Below are 24455 nucleotides of genomic sequence, written 5' to 3' on the forward strand. Positions count from 1 at the left end.
AAAAAAATAGAATTCTTCCTTCCATTTCTAGCGTCATTAACAAAAACCATAGCGCAGTGTATTTTTTCAAAAAAACGCCTTTGTAGCCATTTTTATATGGCTTTTAGGCGTACTATCCTAAGTCTAAGATAACCAAGCTATTCCCGAGACCTTAGGCCAGCCTTTTCATACAAAACTGATTGAAATCGTAATGCCTTTGTGACAAAAGGTTACTAAAACAACTTCTTTTAGAAAAATTTTAACGATAAAAGGTAACAGTTTTAAAAAAAATAACACACTTCACCATACTTTCATAAACACCTAATAAGAAGCCACTTATAAAACATCAAAATAAAAATATTTCGTTTAGAATAAACAAATTTTTGCACTAACAATCATTTGTTACATAAATAAATGTTAAAAAATGTAAAAGCTTGCTCAAAATTTCAATAGTTTTATTTCCGTGTTAGTCATCTAGCCCTAGAAAAACAACACAACTTATAAAACTAAAAAACAAACAATGAAACAAAGATTACTTAGTATTTTGGTGCTATGTACGCTTTTGGTTGGAGCGTCCTATGCACAAAATCGCCAAGTGACAGGTAAAGTAACGTCGGCTAACGACGGTTCACCTATTGCAGGCGTATCTGTTACAGTAGTTGGGAGCACTACTGCTACACAAACAGATGATGCAGGAAATTACAGTCTTGCTATTTCTTCCACCGATAAAGAGCTATCCTTCTCTTACATCGGTTATGCTTCCCAACGTGTTGCTATCGGCAGCCGTTCTTCCATCAATGTTCAATTAGTATCCGATGATGAAACCTTAGACGAAGTAGTGGTTACGGCTTTAGGGATCTCGCGGGAGAAAAAATCATTGGGTTATGCTTCACAAGAAGTTAAAGGCGATGTATTAACCGCAGCACGAGGTGGAAACGCCTTACAATCGCTATCTGGAAATGTAGCAGGTGCGGTGGTAAATGCGCCTTCTTCCAGCTTAGGCGGTTCTACACGTATCGTTTTACGTGGTATAGGATCCTTAACCGGTGAGAACAAACCCTTAATCGTTGTGGATGGTATCCCGATGGACAACTCTAACTACAACTCTGCGAATGCAGAGCGTGGTGCCGGTGGTCGTGACTACGGGGATGCCGGTTTCGACATCAACCCAGACGATATCGAGTCGGTGAACGTGTTGAAAGGTGGTCCTGCGTCGGCATTATACGGTGCCAGAGCTTCTAACGGTGTGGTTTTGATCAAAACTAAAAAAGCAAAATTAGGTCGTGATGAAATTATCTTCAACACCGGCGTAGGTTTCGAAAACTTAGGTATCACACCTCAATTACAGAAGTTATATGGTGCAGGTTTTGGTCCTGATTTTGCAACGCAAGTGATTGACGGCAAAGAATACAAGCTAGTAAATTACACGGCGGATGAATCTTGGGGTCCAAAATTAGACGGCCAACAAGTTTTACACTGGGATGCTTTCGACCCGAATGACACCCAGAACTACATGAAGACCAGAGCCTGGGAATATCCTAAAAACGACTACAAAACCTTCTTCAATACCGGGGTAGCTTATAACAATGCTATTTCCTTAGCGAAATCATACGAAAACACAGCGGCTAGATTATCATTATCGAATGTTTCGCAATCAGGTATTGTACCTAACACAGAATTAAAAAGAACAACGGCAGCATTAAGCATTGACAACAAATTCTCAGACAAATTTTCTGCAAGAGGAACCATTAACTATGTTCGCACAAACGGTTTTAACCGTCCTGAACAAGGTTATGGTGATGCCTCTATTGGGCAGAAAATGTTCCAATGGGGTCAAACACAGTTAGATTATAGCCGTTTAAAGAATTATAAGACGATTAATGGTGAGCAAAAAACCTGGAACCGTACTTCCTGGGATGATGGTACGCCAAAATATTCCGATAACTACTTCTGGATTATCAATGAAAATATTGCGACAGACCAGAGAGACCGCTTTTATGGCAACGTAGAATTACGTTATGACATTATGCCGGGATTATATGCGATGACGAATGTATATGGTGATAACTATACCTTGAAGATTAATGATAGAATAGCCATTGGCTCACAGGCAGAATCCTTTTTCGCTGAGAATATCAGAGAGTTTATGGAAATGAACTACGAAGGTCGCGTGCATTACGATAAAAAATGGGATTCTTTCTCTTTAAATGCTTTCGCAGGTATTAACCGTAGAAATACAACCCGATTTGCATCTTCTGCATCTACTTCCGGAGGTTTAATCGTGCCAGAACTTTACACTACTAATAATAGTGTAAATGCGGCAACATTGAATACCGTACTTTCGAAAAAACGCGTAAACTCCGTATTCGGTAACTTCTCATTCGGATACCAAGATTTCTTATATGCAGATTTCGGATGGCGTAACGACTGGTCTTCTACCCTTCCAGCTGATAATAATTCCTACTTCTATCCATCGGTAACCGGATCATTCGTCTTCACCAGATTTGTTGATGCCGATTGGTTAAGCTTTGGTAAGTTACGTGCAGGTTGGTCTCAAGTAGGTAATGACACTGACCCATACCGCTTAGTGGATGTATATTTAAACAATATTTATACGAATACGGCATACCTAGACAATCCTTACTTCTTGAAAGGCTTATCTAAATTAAACCCGGAACTTAGACCGGAGACCAAAAGATCTTACGAATTCGGTTTAGAAACGCAATTATTCAAAAACCGCGTAAGCTTAGACATCACGTACTACAATGAAGAAACAACAGACCTAATCATGCCGGTTTCAATCGGTGCAGAAACAGGTTATTCTTCTAAAATATTAAATGCTGGACGTACAGTAAACAAAGGTATCGAAGCCATGTTAACCTTAGTTCCGGTTCGTAACGATAATTTTGAATGGTCTACATCTTTAAACTTCGCGAGAAATAGAAATAAAGTCGTGGAATTATTCGAAGGTTTACAATCATTAACTTTAGGAACTGCTCCATTTAAAGCATCCTTAGTAGCTATGGTTGGTCAGCCTTACGGACAAATCTACGGTTCTGACTTTATCTATGATGACCAAGGCAACAAAGTAGTTGGTGCCAACGGTTTATACGTAAGTTCAGATGTGAAGAACCTAGGGTCTATCCTTCCAGATTATAACGCAGGATGGAGAAACAACTTCAGCTACAAAAACTTTAATCTAAGTGCCCTTATCGACATTCAAAAAGGCGGTAAATTCTTCTCCGTTTCCCACATGTTCGGTAATTACACCGGGGTATTAGAAGCAACTGCTGCAGACGGCGTTCGTGAATCGGGTGTAACGGTAGATGGGGTAACAGGAACAGTAAAAAGAAACCCTGATGGAACCTATACCGTAACCAATACCGCTGAAAATACTCGTAACGTAACGGCCGAACAATATTTTGGTCACTACTATGCAGGCCCAACTATTCAAAACGTTTTTGATGCTGACTATGTAAAACTTCGTGAAATCACCTTCGGTTATACTCTACCTTCAAGCTTTGTAAATAAACTACGCTTAAAAGGGGCTACTATTTCTGCCTACGGTAGAAACTTAGCTGCTTGGGGATTAGCCAATAAGAATTTCGACCCTGAAATGGCGACAACAGGTAGTGGTAATATCCAAGGTTTTGAAGGTGGTAACCTTCCAGCTTCCAAATCGTATGGCTTAAACCTCAAATTACAGTTTTAACATTTTGTCTCTAATAACATGAAAAATATAAAATCAATAGTAATAGCTTCTGTATTAGGATTCTCCTGTATTTCGATGGTATCCTGTACAAAAGACTTAGCAGAAATCAATAAAAACCCCAATTCGCCGGAAATAGTACCGACCAATTTGGTGTTTAACGGAGCAAACAGACTCTTGTTTGATAATACACGAGACGGATGGTGGATGGCACGGATGTCTATGCCTTGGATGCAGTATTCCGCGCAAAACAACTACGTAGAAGAAGATAAATATCAATACCGTGATGTGCAAACCAATAATGGCTGGACATTTTTATATCGTATTGCCAATAATTACAAAGATATTATTGAAAAATGCGAAGATCCAGAATTAGCGAAACAAATGGTTAATTATGGAGATATAGACAATCAAATTGCCATTTCCAGAATTATGCTGGTTTATGTATTTGACAATCTAGTAACCCACTTTGGCGATATACCTTATTGGTCATATGGCCAACGTGATAATCCGAATTTCCAAGCTTTGAATGTAGAAGAACATTTGGCACCAGTCTATGCTTCGCAGGAAGAAATATATGCCGACATGTTGAAGGAATTAAAAGAAGCTGCAGCTCAATTAAACGGTAATTCCGGCTTTGTTGCTGGCGATAATATTTATGACGGAGCAACAGCAAGTTGGAAAAAATTCGCAAACTCCATGCGCTTACGCATTGCCAACCGTATTAAAAAGGTATACCCTGCGGCTGCAGCTGAAATTCAAAGTGCCATTGCTGCTGGTGTATTTACTTCAAATGCTGATAACGCCATTCATGCCTCAGGTACTACCAGTGTGGAAGGAAATCCATTATGGAAAACCTATTTTGTAGGAAGGAGATCTGACTTTTGGGTAAATAAATCATTTATGCAATTATTAAAAGGTGAAACCGGAAATTTCGGATTCGATCATCGCCTTTATAAAATTGCTGCACCTAAAGGTCTTACGTTCAAACAGTATGATGAAGTAGGCTATACGGATAAAACGGACATGAGTCAGTATCCGGGTATGCCTTATGGCTTACCAACGGTAGAAGATTACTATACCCAGGAATCGAATGTTAATTATTTCTCTAAAGATATTCTTAACATTAAACGTGGGGAAGTGCTCATGGAATATTCTGAGGTCGCTTTCATCTTAAGTGAAGTCAATAACTGGTCTCAAAGCGAATACATAAAAGGTGTTCGTGCTAATTTAGAACGGCTAAATGTAGACCCAGCTAACATTGCTACATACATCAGCAAATTACCTGCTGCCAATGAGCGCAATGTATTAACCCAAAAATACATCACTTTATTCTTTAATCCAGATGAAGCCTGGAACGAATACCGTAGAACAGGTTACCCTGACACCCAAATTCTTTTATTACCGGGTGAAACGGGCACAAGACCTCAAAATGGATCTACCTATGTTTTCACACCCCTACAATCAGGAAACGTTATTGCTAAAGACCTTCCTGCACGTGTGAGATACCCTGTTACGCAACAGACTTTGAATGTGGACAACTGGAAAAAGGCTACTGCTGATATGGGAGGAGATGAGATTGATAAAAAGCTTTGGTTTGCTAAGTAATCAACCACTCAATGAAGAGGGCTGCGCTAATATAGTGCAGCCCTTCTTTTTTAAAGCAAATTTCGAAAGATCTTTATTCTTTGATCAGTGCCCGATCCAGGTGCACATAACCTCCATCCACATGAATCAATTGCCCGGTGGTATGGCTCGAACGTTCCGACAATAAAAACACCGCCGTATTGGCAATCTCTTCCACCGAAGTCATCCGATTTCCTAAAGGAATACGACTCGTAATCTTCTCCATGGTTTCCTCCGGATTGTCCAGGGTTTTTATCCAGTTTGCATACTGCGGCGTCATGCTTTCCGATACAATAATCGCATTCACCCGCATGCCATAAGGCAATAAATCTACGGCCCATTCGCGTGTTAAGGCATTTCTACCCCCATTTGCCGCCGCATAGCCCGAAGTCCCTCCCTGCCCCGTTTCCGCGGTTTTAGAGGAAATATTCAAGATGCTGCCCTTCGCCTCAATTAAGGCCGGCAAGCAATACTTGGCCATCAAGAAGTAATGAATCAAACTGTTGTGCAGCGATTGCACAAAGTCTTCATAAGAACCTGATAACAGGGAAACCCCATCATTCAAGCCTGCATTATTCACCAAGCCCTCAATCCGGCCATGGGCAGCTAAAACGGCGTTCACTGCAGCCTCACAGGCCTCAGGCTGATTTAGCTCCGCCTGTACGGCCATCGCCTGGCCCCCCAAGGCTTCCACTTCAGCTTTTACCGCCTCATTATCGGCTTGTTTACGACCAATGATTACCGGAATGGCTCCTTCGGCCGCCAAGGCCATCACAATGCCTTTGCCTATACCTTTGGCACCACCGGTAACCAGTATTACTTTATCTTTTAATTGTAAATCCATTCGTTCTAGCTTAGCTTATAAAATTTCACTGCATTATTGCCCCAGAAACCGGCCAATTCATCGGCAGTAAAGTCTTGCAATTTATCCTGCACAATGCGCATGCTATCTTCATAGGATCCCGCCAGTAAACATACCGGCCAATCGGATCCAAATACCAAGCGCTCTTTGCCAAAGCAGGCGACCACATGGTCTATATACTGTGTAAAATGATCCAGTTTCCAATGCTTCCAATCGGCTTCCGTGGCCAATCCCGATAGCTTACAATGCACATTCGGGAAGGCCGCAAGCTCGGTAATAAAACTGGCCCACTCGTCAAAAGCCTGCGACTTAATCGGCGGCTTCGCGATATGATCCAACATAAAGACCTGCTCGGGGTTTGCTGCAACGCAGTGTAAGGTGCTGGCATAATGGCGCGGGCGAATCAGCAGATCGTAGGTATAGCCATATTTCGTAAGCGCAGCAATACCGCGCAAGAACGCATCCCGATGGAGGAAATCTGGATCCTCCTCCCCTTCGATTACATGGCGAAAACCCTTGATCAAAGGAGCTTGCTGATACTTTTCCAACTGTTCTTCGACCGATTCCGATCGCAGATCGACCCAGCCAACAATTCCTTTAATCAGCTTATAGGCCGAAGCTAGCTCCAGCAGAAATTCATTCTCCCGCAGCGACTGATCGGCCTGTACGGCCACAACGCCATCGATCTGATTATCCTTTAAGGTCTGACCGATATCATTGGGTAAAAAATTCCGCTGAATCAGCGCCATTTCTTCACTGATCCAAGCATCCTTAACCGGCTCATACAGCCAGAAATGTTGGTGGGCATCTATACGCATGTTGTTTTATTTTCCAGAGTAAGCCACTACTTCCTGACGTTGCACGCCTAAGTAATCGGCACCTAATTCAATAACATCACCGGCTTGAAGGTAAATTGGCGGATTAAAACCCAAACCAACCCCTGCTGGTGTTCCGGTAGAGATCACATCCCCCGGCAATAAGGTCATAAATTGCGAAACATAAGAAACCACATGAGCAACCGAGAAAATCAAATTGCTGGTATTCCCGTCCTGGTAAGTTTTACCGTTCACTTTTAACCATAACCTTACTTGATTAATATCCGGAATTTCATCCGCAGTCGTCATCACAGGGCCCATTGGCGCGAAGGTATCACAACCTTTTCCTTTATCCCAGGTGCCACCGCGCTCCAATTGGTATTCACGTTCCGACACATCGTTATGCAATACATAGCCGGCCACATAGTCCAATGCCTCGGCTTCTTCCACATAGGATGCCTTTTTACCGATTACAATTCCGAATTCCACTTCCCAATCGGTTTTCATTGAATTTCTAGGAATCACCACCTGATCGTTCGGACCCACTAAGGCCGTAGTCGATTTCATAAAAATAATAGGCTCTGTTGGAATCTTAGCTCCGGTTTCTTCCGCATGGTCTTTATAATTCAGCCCGATACATACAATTTTTGAAGGGCGGGTAAAAGGCGCTCCTAAACGAGTGCCGGCAGGCACTTCAATTAATTTTCCCTCATTCGCTTTCACGAATTCCTCTAAGCGAGCCAAGCCATTGTCGGCGAAAAATTCTTCATTGTAATCGCCACCAAAAGCCGAAACATCGTAGTTCTTCTCTTCGATTTGCACACCGATTTTCTCTTTACCGGCCTCTCCAAAACGGATTAATTTCATGTTGTTGATTGTTTAATACGAATAGCCGAACAAGCCTATTTACTTGCCTGCCCTCCGTGTTGATTTATAATAGATTTAAGTTTTTCCGCTGCAGCTCAAGCCCAAAAACGAAGTTTAGCGCCGTTAGCCTTGCGGCAAAACGCTCTAATTATTCAGTTTTATAAATCCTCCATCAATAGGGTAATCGTTTCCTGTAATGAAGGCGGCATCATCCGAACAAAGGAATAGGGCTAATTTAGCAATTTCCTCCGGCTTTGCCATCCTTCCGATGGGTTGAGATTGCGATAATTTACCAAACATCTGCTCTTCCTGACCCGGATAGTTCTTGGCGATAAAGCCATCCACGAAGGGCGTATGCACCCGTGCCGGGGAAATGGAGTTGGAACGAATCTGATCTTGCAGGTAATCGCGTGCCACCGAAAGGCTCATCGCATAGATCGCCCCCTTACTCATGGAGTAGGCAAAGCGATCGGCAATGCCCACCACAGCCGCAATAGACGCCAAATTCAATATCGCACCACCGCCATTTGCTTTCATCACCGGAATGACCGCATATAAGGCGTTGTAAGCTCCTTTCACATTCACCTGATAAATCCGGTCGAAGTCATCTTCCGAGCAGTGCTCCACATTCCCTACATGGGCAATGCCGGCATTATTCACCAACACATCCACCTTGCCCACTTTCGCTACAGCGGCCAGTACCTGTTCTTGCTCGCTCACGTTCAGGGTATGCACAACGCAATGTCCCCCTTTTGCATTTATTTCAGCAGCCGTATCGGCTGCACCTGAAGGATTTAAATCGAAGATGTGCACGCTTGCACCTTCTGCAGCAAACAATACCGAAATCGCACGCCCGATACCCGAACCGCCACCAGTAATGATCGCTACTTTACCTGTTAACTTTGCCATGTTGTTATTGCGTTTAAATTGATTTATAAGGATACCCCGCGGCGCCAAGGAATAAAATCATCCTGCCCCAGGCGAACGGCCTTCGCCTCTTGTTCGCCACTGGCTACGGCAATCACATAGTTCAATAAGCGATGTGCCGCATCGGCAATGCTTTCCTCCCCATCGATGATCGTTCCGCAGTTGATATCAATAATGTCGTTCATTTTTTCGTAAATCTTCGTGTTGGAAGAAACCTTGATTACCGGACTAATCGGATTGCCCGTTGGGGTGCCAAGACCGGTGGTAAAAAGCACCACATTGGCTCCCGCCGCCACCTCGGCTGTGGTACTTTCCACATCATTGCCTGGTGTGCACAGCAAGTTTAGTCCCGGGCCATTCGCCAGTTCCGGATAGTCTTTCACGGCAACTACCGGTGAAGTACCTCCTTTTTTGGCCGCCCCTGCCGATTTAATGGCATCGGTAATCAAACCATCGCGAATATTTCCGGGCGAAGGATTCATATAAAAGCCCGATCCATCGGCTTCTGCCTTCGCATTATAGGTTTTCATCAGCTGCATAAAACGCTCCGCCGTAGGCTCGTCTATGCAACGATCGCTCAGTTCCTGTTCTACGCCACAAAGCTCCGGAAATTCCGATAGAATAACCGAACCTCCTAAGGCCACAACCATATCGGAAAGATAGCCCAAGGTTGGATTAGCCGAAATACCCGAAAAACCATCCGAGCCGCCACATTCCAAACCGATACATAGCTTATCGAGTCCCACGGCCTGCCGCTTTTGCGTATTCGCTTGCGCTAAGCCCGCAAAGGTGGCTTTCAATGCCTTTTGCATTAGGTCTTGCTCCGTACCTTCCAATTGCTGTTCAAAAATATAGAGGGGCTTATCAAAGTTCGGATCGCGTTTTCGGATTTCCGCTCGTAAAATCGAGGCCTGCGCATGCTGGCAACCTAAACTTAATACCGTGGCACCTGCCACGTTGGGGTGACAAATATAGCCGGCCAATAGGCCACAAAGCGCATCGGAATCCATCCGTGTACCGCCGCAACCCATATCGTGGTTTAAAAACTTAACCCCATCCACCTGCGGGAATAAGCGGCTTTTGCGGCTTTTCACAGCTGCGGCATTCAAATCTACCTGCAACAGCTCTTCCACCGAAGCCCCGCCTTGGTATTGCGCAATTAAGGCTTCTACCTCTTGTTTATAATCCTTGGCCTCCACCTGGTAGCCCAATTTTTCTTCTAGAGCGTCTTTTAGCGTCAGTACGTTTCTGTTTTCACAAAAAACCAAGGGAATCACCAACCAATGGTTGGCCGTGCCCGCTTGTCCGTTGCTACGCAGGAATCCTTGAAAGCTGCGTCCCTGAAAGGCGGAAACATCGGGCTGAACCCAGTCCAATTTCCGTTTTCCTAATGTAAAATCTTCGGAAGCATGCCGCAGGTTATGCACATCAATCAACTCGCCGGCTTCCAGCGCTGCATTTACCTTCCCCACCAACACCCCATACATAAATACTTCAGCATCCTTTTCCATGGCTTGTATGGTAAACTTATGCTTGGCGGCCACAGCACGCTTGAGGGTTATAGCCTGTTCCTGAAAACGAAGGGTATAGCCTTCAGGCAGGTCGCGAAGTGCCACCAATACATTGTCTTTCGGATGTATCTGCAAAAACGCCAATTTCTCTTTTTCCATGTTAATTCAATTCAAAAATCTGATCCATCATTACCCATTTCTCTCCCTCCTTAGCGCCGGGAATGGCTTGTTGATATTTCCACATCAGCTGTTCCCAAACCTGCACGGCCGGATTGGCGGCATCCATTTCGGCCTTACGCTCAAAGCTGAAAGTTGCATCCACCTCCATAATCATAAAAAGACGGTTGCCAAAACGGTAAATATCCATCACCGTAACGCCGGCATCTCGAATGGACTGTTTGATTTCTTCGGCCACCTGCCGATGGTATTTTTCGTATTCGGCAATCATCTCCGGATCATCAACCAGATCCAGGGCCATGGCATAGCGTGTTGTTATCATGGGTAAATTTTTATTCTTGCGGCTTCGCTTTTTCCAGCTTGGCCGATTTATTATATAATGCAAATAGGGCTACCACGGCAAAGCAGCATAACACCACAAAATAGCCGTATTGCATGTTGCCGGTAACATCCGACACATAGCCCAATAGAGGTGGCAAAATAGCGCCCCCAACAATAGACATAATGATTAAGCTGGACGCCGATTTAGTCGCCGAGCCAATGCCTGAAACGCCCATCGCGAAGATGGTAGGAAACATAATAGACATAAAGAAAGCGATCCCAACCATAGCATAAAGCGTAATGAATCCGGATCCAAATATGCTGACACAGGTTAACAATCCTGCGAAAACGGCATAGAGAAATAATAGCCTTGAAGGCGCGATAAAACGCATTAAAAAGGTACCTATAAACCGCCCCAGCATAAACAGCAAACCAGCCACTCCTGCATAATATTTCGCATCCTGCCCCGCGATACCAGACACCTCCGTGGCGAACACAATTAAGAAACTAAGCACACATACCTGCGCACCCACATAAAAGAACTGTGCAAATACAGCCCAACTTACATTCTTATATTTTAGCGTGGAGAAAAATCCGGTTTTCTCCCCTTCTTCCTCTTTTACTTCCGGCAATTTGATGAGCATAAAAATCAGGGCTGCCGCCAAAATAATACAACCCAAAATAACATAAGGCCCTTTTACCACAGCCGTTTCGGTTTGAATATATTGCAAACGATCAGCAGCGGACAGGGCAGCCACCTGCTCAGGCGATAGCGGATCTTCCGCCAGAATAAACTGCCCCCCTACGATGGGCGCCACAAAGGCTGCAAGACCATTGAACGATTGGGCGAAGTTGAGCCGCTGTGTAGCGGTATTCGGATCGCCAAGCACCGTCATATAGGGGTTGGCGGCGGTTTCCAGAATGGTAATCCCACAGGCCACGACAAATAAGGCCGACAGGAAAAATAGATAACTCATGGTATTTGCAGCGGGCACAAACAAAAAACAGCCCACAGCAAACAAGAGCAAACCGATTAATATTCCGATTTTATAGCCGTATTTCTGCATGATCAATCCCGCCGGTATACCCATTACTAAATAGGCAATAAACACAGCCGAATCTATTAAAGAGGCTTGCAAATGCGTAAGACTAAAGGCACTTCGCAAATGCGCAATCAGAATCGGATCCAGGTTATGGATAAACCCCCAAAAGAAAAATAGGGAGGTAATTAAAATAATAGCAACGGTACTGTTCGTTTTGCTCATACACAGGGTTTATATTGGAAATACTAAGTAACTTATTTATTCCTAGCTTTAATTAAAGCATTTTACCAAATTAATAAACTATTTTACCTGATTATTCTTGCAACTGCTGAAATCATTGAATAAATTAGTTAATTATGATCATCAAACAGTTTTCGATTCCTAAACAGGCGAACCAAAGCTTTCAAATCCGTAGAGATTACATTCCAAAGCATCAATCGGTTTGGCATTACCATGAAGAATTTGAATTGGTCTACGTCATTCGTGGCACGGGTACCTTATTTATCGGTGATCGGATCAAATCTTTTCAGTCGGGCGATACGGTTCTCATCGGCTCGCAGATTCCTCATTATTGGCTTTTTGAAAACCACGAGGAAGAAGCCGAAAACGATAAACCCATCGATTGTATTGTAATCCATTTCAACAGCGATCTGGGTAGCCCCAATTTGCTGCAGATGCCGGAATTGAACCCTATTAAACAGCTTTTACAAGCTTCTAAACGCTCCTTGATTTTCCCTGATCAGCAATCGCCCCGCCTCAGCTTCTTAGCAGAACGAACGTTAAGCCTGGCCGGCCTTCCGAAACTCACCTCCCTCTTTGAATTGTTGGATTTCCTGTGTAGCCAAACCAGCGAACCGCTGACCTCCGAGCATTATTCCATCTTGAACCAATCCGACGATCAAGGCCGCATGAACAATTTGATGGAGTACATTCGTGAGCATTACAAACAAAAAATAAAACTGGAGGATCTCGCCGCCTTGGCCGGCCTGACCGAAAATTCCTTCTGCCGATACTTTAAACAGAAAACAGGAAAAACACCCGTACAGTTTATTACCGAGCTCCGCATATCGCATGCCTGCAGCCAGCTGAAAAACGGACACCTCAGCCTCAAAGAAATTTGCTACGACAGCGGTTTTAATAATTTCGTCAGCTTCCATAAAAGCTTTAAAGCCATTACACAAAAAACGCCAACCCAATATAAAAACGAATCCTAAACATGTTTTACTCTCCCCCATTCTAGATCCCTTTCTCACCCCTTTCAAGCCCCTTTGAAAGCCCTTTGCAATAGGCTGTGGAAAAGGAGAAAAAAAGAACAGCAAAAAAGGAATAAAAGTGTATACTAAACCCGGTTATAGCCACTAGTAAAAGAAAGGTTTAAGCAGGAAAAAATGAACCAAGCTGGAAGGGAACTTGGGAGGAAGGAGGTTGTTGCATAAAAAAAATCCGCTAGCTAGCGGATTTTGTTGTTTTATCGTTGTTCGCCGGTTGGCGATCTTTATACGGATCTCTCGGGCGTTTCTTTCCGTAGGAACCCATAATAATTTTACCTTTTCTTGTTTTTTTATCTCCTTTTCCCATAAGTGTTTCTTAATGTAATTGTTAATAAAAAATTGTTGTGCGTGAACAAGTTAACAAAAACGACCTAGAAAAACAAATGCCCTTGGTCGGCACAACAGGAAATCCATGTTGTTTCGACCAAGGGCAGCTGCGATAAGATAATCCCGAATTAACCTCTACTGTTGTAGTTAGGTGCTTCTTTGGTAATTTGAATATTATGTGGGTGCGACTCGCGAAGGCCGGCACCTGTAATGCGTACGAAGCGTGCTTCTTGCAATTTCTCGATGCTAGCAGCGCCACAGTAACCCATGGATGCGCGTAAGCCACCGATGTATTGGTAAACTACCTCAGCCAAGGTACCTTTATATGGTACACGACCAACAATACCTTCTGGTACTAATTTCTTGATATCATCTTCTACATCCTGGAAGTAACGATCTTTCGATCCTTTTTCCATGGCTTCGATGGAACCCATACCGCGGTAGGATTTGAATTTACGGCCTTCCAACATAATGGTTTCGCCCGGTGCTTCTTCTACACCTGCAAATAAGGAACCCGCCATAATGGTATGTGCACCTGCAGCAATAGCTTTGGCAATATCTCCTGTTTGCTTAATACCACCGTCTGCAATTAACGGAACGCCGGTACCTTTTAAGGCTTTGGCTACTTCGTAAACGGCATATAATTGCGGAACCCCTACCCCGGCAATAATACGGGTGGTACAGATAGAACCTGGACCAATACCTACTTTTACCGCATCAGCACCAGCTTCTGCTAGCATTTTCGCGGCATCGCCGGTAGCAATATTCCCCACGATCACTTGTAGGTTCGGGTGTTTCGCTTTTACTTCTTTCAATTTATTAATAACCCCTAGGGAATGTCCGTGTGCCGTATCAATGGTCACCACATCCACACCTGCCTTTACCAAAGCGTCCACACGCTCTAAGGTGTCTGGCGTAACGCCCACAGCTGCACCTACCAATAGGCGTCCGTGTTCGTCTTTTGCAGCGTTCGGGTAGTGTTTGTATTTCTGTATATCTTTAAAGGTAATTAAGCCTTTTAATTTACCATTGGTATCAACCACCGGTAATTTCTCGATTTTATGGTTCTGTAGAATTTCTTCCGCTTTGATCAGGTCTGTTCCTTCCGGTGCAACAACCAGGTTGGTTTTGGTCATCAACTCACTGATTGGTCTGCGCATATCCTTTTGGAAGCGTAGGTCGCGGTTCGTTACAATACCAACTAATATATTATCCAGGTTAATAACCGGGATACCGCCAATGCGGTGTTCTTGCATAATGGTGAAAGCATCCCCTACGGTTGCTGTTTCCAATAAGGTTACAGGATCCTGAATCATTCCACTTTCTGAACGCTTCACTTTACGCACCTCTGCAGCTTGCTCAGCAATGGTCATATTCTTATGAAGCATGCCGATACCACCTGCCTGCGCAATAGCAATTGCTAAGTCAGCGCCCGTTACAGTGTCCATTGCAGCAGACACTAAAGGAATATTCAACTTTATTTTCTTAGTCAGGAAGGTACTTGTATCAACGTCACGCGGTAAAATCTCTGAATAAGCAGGGATTAATAACACGTCGTCGTAAGTAAGGCCTTCGGATACGAATTTTTGTGGATCTAATTGCATAGCAAATATTATGGGGTTATCTATTTGCAGGGCAAAATTACGGAATAATATCGAATATTAAAACGAAATTTCACTATTTACATTATTTCGACAAATTATTTGAAGCTACTGGTTTTCCGGTAATGTTAAAAAATTAGGCTTAGGCGAATAAGTTTGGCAAGCTAATTGCTAAATCTCGTGTAACATATAGTTTAATTAACAAATTATTTATGAAAAAGACATTACTATCCTTAGCAGCTGCAGCGGCACTAGCTTTCGGTTTTAACGAAGCAAATGCACAAACTCCTTATAAAACCGCAATCGGTTTAGGTATTGACTTAGGTGATGGCCCATCTTTATTCGGTCCACAGATCAAGCATTCCTTTGGTGGAGCAAACGCTGGTCAAGCACAAGTATTATTCGGTGATCACTTCACAGTAATTGGTGTTGATTACTCCTACAACAGACCATTTGCCGGAACTAACGGTTTAGGTTGGTATGTTGGTGTAGGTCCTCAAATTGCATTCGCTAATGACGATTCAGCTTTCGCTATCCGTCCAGCAGCGGGTTTAGAGTTCAAAATCCCTTCTGCGCCTTTAGCTATGCACTTCGACTGGAAACCTTGGTGGAACCTTTCTGACGAGTCTAACTTCGAAGCTGGTCGTTTCAGCTTAGGCTTTAAATTTACTTTGAGATAAGTAAAGCTTTAAAAAAAACATAAAAAAGCTCCGCAATGCGGGGCTTTTTTGTTAGTATATAGTATTTAGTACTTAGTATTTAGACGTTAGCAGTTAGTAGTTAGATGATAGTACTTAGTATTTAGTAGTTAGTAATTAGACCTTTGGCTGCCATAGATAATAACCTATTATGGGTATGCTGTGGCTATTTTATTCTTGTAGTTTATCTTGGCATATATCTAGGAATTTATATCGCCTATTCGTACTCCTTTTAAGGTTGTTTTGGGGTTAAAATTGTTGGATTTTTTACCCATTTATTTTATGCGTAAAATTATAATCGCTTTTAATTATTAAAAAATAATGAAAAATAATTTTTAGGCACTAAATACAGGCTATATCCCCATATTCCTTTCGCTTGATTTGTGTCTAAAAAACTTGCGTAACAGCATAATTACCCTATAAAACAGCCTATAGTTCAAGCTCTTTCCTAGCCGTCCTAGGTCTAAATACTATATACTCAATACTAAATACTATTTTTATTTCGATTATCTATTTTTTTTATACCTTTGCGAATCTTGGTAAAATATTATTAAGCTTAAAAACAGAACTAAATCATAACTTATTACGAATAGAAAATGCAGAGTAAAGGGCTGATTAAATTTTTGGTGATAGTGGTTTCCTTAGCGTGCCTCTATTCCTTATCATTCACTTTTGTAACACGCAAAGTTGAAAATGACGCCGCGGCATATGCCAAAGGCGACATGGAAAAAGAAAAGGCCTACCTAGATTCCATGGCCAGTGAAGAGGTGTATAACTTAGGAATTGCAAAATTCACCTACCGTGAAGCAAAAGCTAATGAGATCGCACTTGGTTTGGACTTAAAAGGTGGTATGAACGTTACAATGGAAATTTCATTGAACGAATTAGTAGCCAACTTAGCCAACAACAGCAAAGATGCCAACTTCAACAAGGCATTGAACAACGCTGTAGTAAAAAGCAAAACTTCCAACACCTCGTTCATCGACTTATTCCTAGACGAATATAAAGCAACAGGTTCAGGAACGCCAATTGCCAGCTTCTTTGCCACGAAAGATAACGCTTCTTCTATCCAGGCGACAAGCTCGGAAGGTGACGTGAGAAACTTCTTGAATAAAGAAGCCGACAACGCCATCCAAAACTCGTATAAGGTACTTCGTACGCGTATCGATAAATTCGGTGTGGCATCGCCTAACATCCAGATTCAACAAGGTACAAACCGTATCTTAATTGAACTTCCTGGTGTTAACGATGAAGAACGCGTTCGTAAATTATTACAAGGTTCTGCGAAGTTAGAGTTCTTCGAAACTTACAACAACACGCAAATCTATGCGTTGTTAGAAAACATCAACGGTACGTTAGCAAACAGCTTAAAAGGTGAAAAACCTGCTGTAGCTGCTGATACGACCACGAAAGCAATAGCAGATACTACAGCTAAAGAAGAGAATTTATTAGCCAACCTAAGTGCTGGTAAAACGGATTCGGCAAAAGACACTACCCAAACGGTAGCCAATGCAACAGCTTTAGCAAACAACCCTTTATTTGCAGTATTAAGCCCTTCTTTCTACCAAGCAGAGAATGGCCAAACGCAATTAATTCCGGGAGCAACAGTGGGTTATGCTAACTTAAAAGATACCGCTAAAATCAACCAATACTTCGCTCGTCCGGAGGTTAAATCCATCATTCCTGCGAACTTAAAATTATTGTGGGCCGTTAAACCGGAAACCCGCACCCCGAATATCTTAGCCTTATTCGCTATCAAAACCTCAGGTCCTGATAACGCAGCGGTAATGACCGGTGATGTGATTACGGATGCTCGCGACGGCTTCGATCAGAACAATAAACCTATCGTTTCTATGGAAATGAACGCCGAAGGCGCTCGCCAATGGAGACGTGTAACTGCGCAAGCAGCGCAAAATAGAGATGCCATCGCTATCGTTTTAGATAACGTGGTATATTCTGCTCCTGGAGTTAACGAGGAAATTCCGAACGGAAACTCTCAAATCTCCGGTAACTTTAGCATTGAAGATACCAAAGACTTAGCCAACGTATTGAAGGCTGGTCGTCTTCCGACAACGGCTAAAATCGTTGAAGAGGCTGTTGTAGGTCCTTCATTAGGTCAGGTAGCCATCGATTCTGGGGTGAACTCATCCATCATCGGTATCATCGTCGTAATGATGTTCATGATTGCTTACTACAACCGTGCTGGTATTGCAGCGAACATCGCTGTTATCTTCAACGTATTCTTCTTAATGGGTATCCTAGCTTCGCTTAATGCGGTGCTTACCTTACCGGGTATTGCGGGTATCGTATTGACAATGGGTACTGCGGTAGATGCCAACGTACTGATTTACGAACGGATGCGTGAGGAATTAAGCTTGGGCAAATCAATGCGCCAAGTGGTTTCTGATGGTTACAAGCATGCCTTACCTTCTATCCTTGACTCGCAAATTACAACCTTCTTAGTAGGTGTGATCTTATTCTTTACGGGTTCTGGACCTATCCAAGGTTTCGCAACGACTTTAATGATCGGTATTATCACGTCCCTATTTACGGCAATTTTCATCACTCGTTTGATTTTCGAATACATGCTAAGCAAAGAAATGAAAATCACCGTGTCTTTCCCTTGGTCAGATCACACGATGAAAAATGCGAACTTCCCGTTCATTAAGAAAAGAAAAGTTTACTATATCATCTCTTTAATTGCGATCGTAATTAGTTTGGGTGCCATCTTAACCAAAGGATTCTCCTACGGGGTAGATTTCCAAGGTGGTCGTACTTATACGGTTAAATTCGACCAAGCAGTAAGTGCTGAGACGGTACGTGAGAACTTAGATAATATTTTTGGTACAACAACCGAGGTGAAAACCTTTGGTAGCGAGAGCCAGTTACGCGTAACGACTTCTTACCATATTGAAGACACCAACGATGAGGCCGACAAAGAAGTATTGGCAAAATTGAACGAAGGCTTGTCTAAAGTTCAAGGCAACAACTACGAAATCTTGTCGCAACAGAAAGTAGGTCCTACTATCGCTAGCGATATCCGCGACCGCGCTATCTATGCCTCTATCCTATCCATCGTTGTTATTGCGGCCTACATCTTAATCCGTTTCCGCAAATGGCAATATTCTGCAGGTGCTGCAATTGCAACAGTACACGATGCGATTATCTTGTTAGGTTTATTCTCCATCTTAGATGGTATTGTACCTTTCTCTTTAGATATCGACCAACACTTTGTGGCTGCTATCTTAACGGTATTGGGTTACTCGGTGAACGATACGGTGGTTGTATTCGACCGTCTTCGTGAGTACTTGGCGAAACCTAATGCACACCAAGAAAGCATGGACTCGACCATCAATAAAGCGATTAACTCTACCCTAAGCCGTACCGTGATTACATCCTTAACTGTAATCTTCGTATTAGCGGTGTTATTCGTATTCGGTGGTGAGGTTATCCGTGGGTTCTCCTTCGCGATCTTAATTGGTATCGTTGTTGCAACCTACTCTTCCATCTTCCTTGCTGCTCCTTCGATCTTCGACATGAGCGCTGGAAAACACCTTGCTGACTCTGCAAAACCAGAGCCTAAAAAGCAAGCTAAAGTAGTAACTCCTTAATATCAAGTTATAATTGACAGGAAGCCCCGGATGTAAATTCGGGGCTTTCTTTTTGGCTATGCAACAAGGCTAAGTCAGTGGAATGTCTTAAATAGAACTTGCGGAAAGATCATCTGGATAGGGAGCGGATGAATCATGCAATTTTTTGTACTTTTACAGTTTACAAAAACAGATATGAAAACAAAGTTCTTAATTCCTATCCTATCGATATCCCTAAGTACCGCTTTTGTGGCTTGTAATAACAGCCCGAAATCAGAGCAGACACACGAACATAGCGCTGAAGATCATGCTGGCCATGCCCATGCAGGTGGTCATGATCATAGCCATGGCACAGAACAAGCGACTACAGCTCCTTCCACTGCAGCTCCGGCAACTCCGAATACAGTAAAAGCTGCAGCTTTAGCTATTCCTGAGTTTAATTTCTACAAAGTAAAGTCTGGAATCTCCTTCAGCAAATCAGATATCCCGGCAGGAAAGAATACCGTTTTTGTATTATTCGACCCTTCTTGCGGGCATTGCCAGCATGAAACTACAGCCTTGGCCAAAAACTACAGCAAAGTGAAAGACATCAATATCTATTACGTGTCTATGAACGACCCGGCGTTGATGGCCAACTTCTTTAGCTCCTTCGGCAAAGAATTGGAAGGAAAACCTAATGTAGAGATGCTGTACGATAGAAACCAGGACTTCATCCAGAAGTTCCATGTGCCAGCAAAGTTCCCAGCAAACTACGTATATGGTGCTGATGGCGCCTTAAAAACCTATTGGGAAGGCGAGAAAAATATTGATGAAGTGATTGCCGCATTTACCAAATAATGAGAATTGCCATAAACGGATTTGGCCGTATCGGCCGCCACACCCTACGCAATTTATTGAACAGGAACCTCGCTGACGTTGAAGTCGTTGCTATCAACGATTTGGCGGATAGCAAAACCTTGGCCCATCTTTTTAAGTACGATTCAGTACATGGCCCTGTAAATCGTGAAGTTAGTGCCGATGAACAACATTTGTATATCGATGGTAAAGCGATCAAGATTTGTAATGAGAAGTCGCCAGCCGCACTCCCATGGGCCGCGTTAGGCATTGATCTGGTCATCGAATCGACCGGGCACTTTGTGAAAAAAGAAGGAGCTGAACAGCATCTTCAAGCCGGTGCTAAGCAGGTCATTATTTCGGCACCCTCTCCGGATAAGGAAATACCAACGGTGGTATTGGGTATCAATGATCATGACTTTGACTGGTCTACTCCTATCTTTTCCAACGCTTCCTGCACGACAAATAACGTAGCGCCACTTATTAAGATATTAGATGATAACTGGGAGATTCAAGATGGTTATATCACCACCGTCCATTCCATGACGGGGGATCAGAACCTTCATGATGCGCCACACCGTGATCTACGTCGATCTAGAGCGGCATCAGCTTCCATTATCCCGACAACCACTGGGGCGGCCAAAGCCATCACCAATGTTTTTAAACATTTGGAAGGCAAGCTGGGTGGTGCTGGTATTCGTGTACCCGTATTAAACGGATCGCTTACCGACTTCACCTGCACCTTAGCCAAGCAAACTACGGTAGCCGAAATCAATGCAAAGTTCAAGGAAGCTGCCGCAGGAGATCTGAAGCAAGTGATGTATTATACGGAAGATCCTATTGTTTCCGTTGATATTATCAATAATCCTTATTCCTGTGTATTCGATTCGCAGCTCACCAGTATTGTTGGTGGTTTGGTAAAAGTGGTAGGCTGGTACGACAATGAATTCGGATACTCCAACCGCCTTGTAGACCTTATTGAAATCGTATCCCGCCGATGATTCGTTTTATCCATACGAAAGATACCCTCGCCTTACGCAGTTTAGTGCTGCGTAATGGCTTAGCAGAACAAGACTGCATCAATCCTCAAGATGACCTTCCAGATACCTTCCACCTAGGCTATTACAACGAAGAGGGCAAACTGGTCTGCATCTTGACTTGCCAGCATGAGCAGCATCCTAAATTACCCCATGATGGCTATCGATTACGCGGGATGGCAACCCATCCGGATGCGCGCCGAAAAGGCTATGCCCGGGAACTGCTGCTTGCAGCCATGGAGCATATCAAAACCCAATTGCAAATCCCTTACCTCTGGTTTAACGCCAGGGCGATAGCCTATCCGTTTTACGAAAGCTTAGGATTTGAATACATGTCAGATGAGTTTGACATTCCCGGCATTGGTCCGCATAAGGAAATGTTTAAGCTGCTGTAAGAAAGCAAGCACTTAGCTTGGCAAACGAATTACATCTCCCCGATTACGCCTAAGCCAAATAAAGCAAAATCATATTTCACCGGATCTTGCGGATCGAGTAAGCGAAGGTTTTCGGTTAGTTCAAGTGCCGTGTTCCAGTCGACCTTATCGCGTTGAATCAGTCCGAACTTGCGCGCTACACGCTCCACATGCACGTCGCAAGGACAAATCAGGTCTTTGGGCTGTAAGCGCGTCCACAAGCCAAAATCTACCCCGGCATCATCCTTTCGTACCATCCAGCGTAAAAACATGTTCAATCGCTTACAAGACGATTTCTGCAGGGGCGAACTGACATGCTTTCTCGTCCGGATAGGATAATCGGGCAAGGAGAAAAAGTAGCTCCGGAACCCGATCAGGGCTTGTTCTACCTTATTCCGCTCCTCGCTGAAGCTTCCTTGCAGAAAGGCATCTTCCAAGGACGTATAATGCTGATAATGCTGTTTAAAAAAAGACATAAAATACAGGAGATCCGTATCGTTAAAGGTGCGGTGTTTAAAGCCCAGTAAGCTTTTCAGGTCCTCCTCTTCATGGTTCAGCACAAAATCATAAGGCGCATTATCCATACGCTCTGCCAGCTCGATACACTTATTGATAATGGTTTTGCGCTGCCCCCAAGCCAGGATACTGGCGAAGAAACCCATAATCTCGATATCCTGCTGCTGGCTAAAGCGATGCGGAATACTCACCGGATCGAGGGGGATAAAGTCAGGCGTATTAAATTCAGCTACTTTTTTATCCAAGAAATCTTTTAGCGAAAGCTCCATGGTTTTAATTTACATAAAAAAAGCAACCGAAGTTGCTTATATTTTATTTGTTGATTTCTTTCCAGATGAGGTCCTTCAATGGCTGTATGTTTTTACCCGATACAGAAGAGATAAAGAGGTAAGGAATATCGTTCGGCACTTGCAACGCCATCTCCTGCTCCAATTCCTCATCCAACATATCCGATTTGGTAATGGCCAGCAACTTGGGTTTGTCCAGCAATTCCGGATTGTAAGCGGTAAGCTCGTTCAACAGAATTTCGTACTCCTCCGTAATCGTCCGATCGGTATCCGCAGGCACCATAAATAGCAATACCGAGTTACGTTCGATATGACGTAAAAAGCGATGCCCTAAACCACGACCTTCTGAGGCTCCCTCGATAATCCCCGGAATATCAGCCATCACAAAGGATTTATTATCTCGATAGCTAACAATCCCCAGATTAGGTACCAGTGTAGTAAATGGATAATCGGCGATTTCCGGTTTTGCGGCAGAAACTACCGACAGTAAAGTTGATTTTCCGGCGTTCGGAAACCCTACCAAACCAACATCTGCCAATACCTTCAGTTCCAGGATCACCCATTGCTCACGCCCCGGCATTCCCGGTTGAGCAAAGCGCGGCGTTTGTACGGTTGACGATTTAAAGTGCCAGTTTCCTAAGCCACCACGACCACCCGGAGTAAGAATTTTAGTTTCGCCATCCTCGGTAATCTCGAATAGCACCTCGCCGGTTTCGGCATCCTTGGCCACGGTACCCAGGGGCACCTCCAAGATATCATCCTTTCCGTTTGCTCCAGTACAAAGAGCACTGCCACCTGGCAGTCCATTTTCAGCAATAATATGCTTACGGTATTTCAGGTGCAATAGTGTCCAGTGCTGGGTAGACCCTTTTAAAATAATATGTCCACCACGGCCACCGTCGCCCCCATCGGGGCCACCCTTTGCCGTGAATTTATCACGATGCAAATGCGCCGATCCGGCACCTCCATGCCCAGAACGACAGCAAACCTTCACATAATCTACGAAATTAGACCCCTGCGCCATTAATCCTCCAAAAAATAATATTAATAACGATCGATTACTGCTGATAGATCAGTAAAGATAGTTTCGATTTCTCCGATGCCATTCACCTTGCTCAATTTTCCTTGCGCTTCATAATAAGGCAATACATGGATGGTTTTTCCGAAATACTCTTCGATACGTTTTTTCAGTTTATCTGCGGCATCGTCTGCGCGTCCGGAAATTTCCTGACGTTTAGCGATACGCTGTGTTAATTCTTCTTCATTCACATCAAGGGCAATAACGCCGGTGATGGATGTATTATTGGCTTCTAAGAAAGCATCCAAAGCCTCAGCTTGCGCTACAGTACGAGGGAAACCGTCGAAAATAAAGCCTTTTGCATCAGGATTTTGTTTAATTTCCTCTTCCAACATCGCAATGGTGATAGAATCTGGAACTAAATTCCCATCGGCAATGATTTGACTCACTTGTTTTCCTAAATCACTCTGATTTTTAATATGTGCCCGAAAGATATCACCTGTAGAAACATGGTGTAATCCATATTTTTCGATCAATTTAGCTGATTGAGTACCTTTTCCTGCTCCTGGAGGTCCGAATAATACAAGGTTTAGCATAGTTTGTTGTTATTTTTATTTTTCAAGATAAAAAATAAAAGCCTAATTCCGATAAAGAATTAGGCTATTTTTTTCTGTGCGCTCAAAGGGAGTCGAACCCCTAACCTTCTGATCCGTAGTCAGATGCTCTATCCAATTAAGCTATGAGCGCGGCAACCATTACTTCACGACATACGCCCTTTCTGTTTTGGTGATGCAAATATACGGAAATTATCAGCCTAGCAAAACTTTTTTTTACATTTTGAGCTAAGTACCATGATTTTGAGCCCGATAGTTTTTCCTAGCCTAGGCTGTTGCATTCCGCGGATCATACCGAAAGTTTGGGGGGTAATAATTTTTAAGCATACAATTTCATCACCCGATATAAGAAAAAGGTAGTATCTCTAACTCCTCGAAATACACTTCTAAAAGCCTTAAGTTTTGCATTGAA

The 24455-nt window shown here is 43.4% G+C and carries 20 protein-coding genes and 1 tRNA gene; 8 read left to right on the forward strand and 13 right to left on the reverse strand.

Going from position 1 to position 24455, the window contains the following annotated elements:
- The first annotated feature begins 499 nt into the window (after positions 1–499).
- Together GQF63_RS11335 and GQF63_RS11340 are read left to right on the forward strand one after the other, a co-directional pair.
- Positions 500–3691, forward strand: coding sequence for a SusC/RagA family TonB-linked outer membrane protein (locus GQF63_RS11335; RefSeq protein ID WP_160369344.1), 3192 nt, complete (start codon positions 500–502; stop codon positions 3689–3691).
- Between the two features lie 18 nt (positions 3692–3709).
- A complete protein-coding gene (locus GQF63_RS11340) occupies positions 3710–5296 on the forward strand; it encodes a SusD/RagB family nutrient-binding outer membrane lipoprotein (RefSeq protein WP_160369345.1) in 1587 nt (528 codons plus the stop codon).
- Positions 5297–5369: 73 nt separating this feature from the next.
- Here the strand turns inward: GQF63_RS11340 and GQF63_RS11345 are convergent, their stop codons facing one another.
- The 7 genes from GQF63_RS11345 to fucP all read right to left on the reverse strand — a co-directional run bounded on the left by GQF63_RS11345 (position 5370) and on the right by fucP (position 12059).
- Complete coding sequence (locus GQF63_RS11345; protein ID WP_160369346.1) at positions 5370–6158, reverse strand: L-fucose dehydrogenase; 789 nt, start codon at positions 6156–6158, stop codon at positions 5370–5372.
- A gap of 5 nt (positions 6159–6163) precedes the next feature.
- A complete protein-coding gene (locus GQF63_RS11350) occupies positions 6164–6994 on the reverse strand; it encodes an amidohydrolase family protein (RefSeq protein WP_160369347.1) in 831 nt (276 codons plus the stop codon).
- Positions 6995–7000: 6 nt separating this feature from the next.
- Entirely contained in the window at positions 7001–7858 is an 858-nt protein-coding gene (locus GQF63_RS11355) for a fumarylacetoacetate hydrolase family protein (RefSeq protein WP_160369348.1), read from the reverse strand.
- Between the two features lie 144 nt (positions 7859–8002).
- Positions 8003–8767: an SDR family NAD(P)-dependent oxidoreductase gene (locus GQF63_RS11360; protein WP_160369349.1), complete on the reverse strand. Its 765-nt coding sequence runs from the start codon at positions 8765–8767 to the stop codon at positions 8003–8005.
- 23 nt (positions 8768–8790) lie between these two features.
- A complete protein-coding gene (locus GQF63_RS11365; RefSeq protein ID WP_160369350.1) occupies positions 8791–10455 on the reverse strand; it encodes a UxaA family hydrolase in 1665 nt (554 codons plus the stop codon).
- A gap of 1 nt (position 10456) precedes the next feature.
- Positions 10457–10795, reverse strand: a complete 339-nt coding sequence (locus GQF63_RS11370; protein WP_160369351.1) for an L-rhamnose mutarotase — start codon at positions 10793–10795, stop codon at positions 10457–10459.
- Between the two features lie 10 nt (positions 10796–10805).
- Positions 10806–12059 (reverse strand): L-fucose:H+ symporter permease, encoded by a 1254-nt coding sequence (gene fucP / locus GQF63_RS11375; protein ID WP_160369352.1) that lies wholly within the window; start codon positions 12057–12059, stop codon positions 10806–10808.
- 134 nt (positions 12060–12193) lie between these two features.
- Here fucP and GQF63_RS11380 point away from each other — a divergent pair, with 134 nt between their 5' ends.
- A complete protein-coding gene (locus GQF63_RS11380) occupies positions 12194–13051 on the forward strand; it encodes an AraC family transcriptional regulator (protein ID WP_160369353.1) in 858 nt (285 codons plus the stop codon).
- Between the two features lie 232 nt (positions 13052–13283).
- On the opposite strand, the gene GQF63_RS11385 is transcribed toward GQF63_RS11380, so the two are convergent.
- Both GQF63_RS11385 and guaB read right to left on the reverse strand, forming a co-directional pair.
- On the reverse strand, positions 13284–13415 hold the full coding sequence (locus GQF63_RS11385; protein WP_160369354.1) for a 30S ribosomal protein THX: 132 nt from the start codon (positions 13413–13415) through the stop codon (positions 13284–13286).
- A 148-nt stretch (positions 13416–13563) separates the two neighbouring features.
- Positions 13564–15039 carry an IMP dehydrogenase gene (gene guaB / locus GQF63_RS11390; RefSeq protein WP_160369355.1) on the reverse strand — a complete coding sequence of 492 codons (1476 nt, stop codon included), beginning with the start codon at positions 15037–15039 and terminating at the stop codon, positions 13564–13566.
- A gap of 209 nt (positions 15040–15248) precedes the next feature.
- Between guaB and GQF63_RS11395 the strand changes: the two genes are divergently transcribed.
- The 5 genes from GQF63_RS11395 to GQF63_RS11415 all read left to right on the forward strand — a co-directional run bounded on the left by GQF63_RS11395 (position 15249) and on the right by GQF63_RS11415 (position 21590).
- On the forward strand, positions 15249–15716 hold the full coding sequence (locus GQF63_RS11395; protein WP_160369356.1) for a hypothetical protein: 468 nt from the start codon (positions 15249–15251) through the stop codon (positions 15714–15716).
- Between the two features lie 614 nt (positions 15717–16330).
- Positions 16331–19345, forward strand: coding sequence for a protein translocase subunit SecDF (gene secDF / locus GQF63_RS11400; protein ID WP_160369357.1), 3015 nt, complete (start codon positions 16331–16333; stop codon positions 19343–19345).
- 174 nt (positions 19346–19519) lie between these two features.
- The gene (locus GQF63_RS11405) at positions 19520–20161 is read left to right on the forward strand and encodes a peroxiredoxin family protein (RefSeq protein WP_160369358.1); all 642 of its coding nucleotides are present in this window, start codon (positions 19520–19522) and stop codon (positions 20159–20161) included.
- On the forward strand, positions 20161–21159 hold the full coding sequence (gap, locus tag GQF63_RS11410; RefSeq protein ID WP_212592550.1) for a type I glyceraldehyde-3-phosphate dehydrogenase: 999 nt from the start codon (positions 20161–20163) through the stop codon (positions 21157–21159). Before GQF63_RS11405 ends, gap begins: the two co-directional genes overlap by 1 nt.
- Positions 21156–21590 (forward strand): GNAT family N-acetyltransferase, encoded by a 435-nt coding sequence (locus GQF63_RS11415; RefSeq protein ID WP_160369359.1) that lies wholly within the window; start codon positions 21156–21158, stop codon positions 21588–21590. The genes gap and GQF63_RS11415 overlap by 4 nt, the downstream gene beginning before the upstream one ends.
- Before the next feature lie 29 nt (positions 21591–21619).
- Here GQF63_RS11415 and GQF63_RS11420 read toward each other — a convergent pair whose 3' ends face one another.
- From GQF63_RS11420 to GQF63_RS11435, 4 genes are all read right to left on the reverse strand, one after another.
- Positions 21620–22393: a TIGR02757 family protein gene (locus GQF63_RS11420; RefSeq protein ID WP_212592551.1), complete on the reverse strand. Its 774-nt coding sequence runs from the start codon at positions 22391–22393 to the stop codon at positions 21620–21622.
- 43 nt (positions 22394–22436) lie between these two features.
- On the reverse strand, positions 22437–23435 hold the full coding sequence (obgE, locus tag GQF63_RS11425; protein ID WP_160369360.1) for a GTPase ObgE: 999 nt from the start codon (positions 23433–23435) through the stop codon (positions 22437–22439).
- A 20-nt stretch (positions 23436–23455) separates the two neighbouring features.
- Positions 23456–24025, reverse strand: a complete 570-nt coding sequence (locus tag GQF63_RS11430; RefSeq protein WP_160369361.1) for an adenylate kinase — start codon at positions 24023–24025, stop codon at positions 23456–23458.
- A gap of 77 nt (positions 24026–24102) precedes the next feature.
- Positions 24103–24176 (reverse strand) — tRNA-Arg (locus GQF63_RS11435).
- Positions 24177–24455: the final 279 nt, after the last annotated feature.

Source organism: Sphingobacterium humi, assembly GCF_009768885.1.
GTDB classification, from domain to species: Bacteria; Bacteroidota; Bacteroidia; order Sphingobacteriales; family Sphingobacteriaceae; genus Sphingobacterium; species Sphingobacterium humi.

Excerpts from the sequence above, each read along its gene's own strand:
- guaB (WP_160369355.1), bottom strand. The coding sequence starts at position 15,039 with ATGCAATTAGATCCACAAAAATTCGTATCCGAAGGCCTTACTTACGAC.
- GQF63_RS11430 (WP_160369361.1), bottom strand. The coding sequence starts at position 24,025 with ATGCTAAACCTTGTATTATTCGGACCTCCAGGAGCAGGAAAAGGTACT.
- GQF63_RS11385 (WP_160369354.1), bottom strand. The coding sequence starts at position 13,415 with ATGGGAAAAGGAGATAAAAAAACAAGAAAAGGTAAAATTATTATGGGT.
- GQF63_RS11355 (WP_160369348.1), bottom strand. The coding sequence starts at position 7,858 with ATGAAATTAATCCGTTTTGGAGAGGCCGGTAAAGAGAAAATCGGTGTG.
- GQF63_RS11340 (WP_160369345.1), top strand. The coding sequence starts at position 3,710 with ATGAAAAATATAAAATCAATAGTAATAGCTTCTGTATTAGGATTCTCC.
- GQF63_RS11370 (WP_160369351.1), bottom strand. The coding sequence starts at position 10,795 with ATGATAACAACACGCTATGCCATGGCCCTGGATCTGGTTGATGATCCG.
- GQF63_RS11420 (WP_212592551.1), bottom strand. The coding sequence starts at position 22,393 with ATGGAGCTTTCGCTAAAAGATTTCTTGGATAAAAAAGTAGCTGAATTT.
- GQF63_RS11350 (WP_160369347.1), bottom strand. The coding sequence starts at position 6,994 with ATGCGTATAGATGCCCACCAACATTTCTGGCTGTATGAGCCGGTTAAG.
- GQF63_RS11335 (WP_160369344.1), top strand. The coding sequence starts at position 500 with ATGAAACAAAGATTACTTAGTATTTTGGTGCTATGTACGCTTTTGGTT.
- gap (WP_212592550.1), top strand. The coding sequence starts at position 20,161 with ATGAGAATTGCCATAAACGGATTTGGCCGTATCGGCCGCCACACCCTA.
- GQF63_RS11380 (WP_160369353.1), top strand. The coding sequence starts at position 12,194 with ATGATCATCAAACAGTTTTCGATTCCTAAACAGGCGAACCAAAGCTTT.
- GQF63_RS11345 (WP_160369346.1), bottom strand. The coding sequence starts at position 6,158 with ATGGATTTACAATTAAAAGATAAAGTAATACTGGTTACCGGTGGTGCC.
- GQF63_RS11360 (WP_160369349.1), bottom strand. The coding sequence starts at position 8,767 with ATGGCAAAGTTAACAGGTAAAGTAGCGATCATTACTGGTGGCGGTTCG.
- GQF63_RS11365 (WP_160369350.1), bottom strand. The coding sequence starts at position 10,455 with ATGGAAAAAGAGAAATTGGCGTTTTTGCAGATACATCCGAAAGACAAT.
- GQF63_RS11415 (WP_160369359.1), top strand. The coding sequence starts at position 21,156 with ATGATTCGTTTTATCCATACGAAAGATACCCTCGCCTTACGCAGTTTA.
- GQF63_RS11395 (WP_160369356.1), top strand. The coding sequence starts at position 15,249 with ATGAAAAAGACATTACTATCCTTAGCAGCTGCAGCGGCACTAGCTTTC.
- fucP (WP_160369352.1), bottom strand. The coding sequence starts at position 12,059 with ATGAGCAAAACGAACAGTACCGTTGCTATTATTTTAATTACCTCCCTA.
- GQF63_RS11405 (WP_160369358.1), top strand. The coding sequence starts at position 19,520 with ATGAAAACAAAGTTCTTAATTCCTATCCTATCGATATCCCTAAGTACC.
- secDF (WP_160369357.1), top strand. The coding sequence starts at position 16,331 with ATGCAGAGTAAAGGGCTGATTAAATTTTTGGTGATAGTGGTTTCCTTA.
- obgE (WP_160369360.1), bottom strand. The coding sequence starts at position 23,435 with ATGGCGCAGGGGTCTAATTTCGTAGATTATGTGAAGGTTTGCTGTCGT.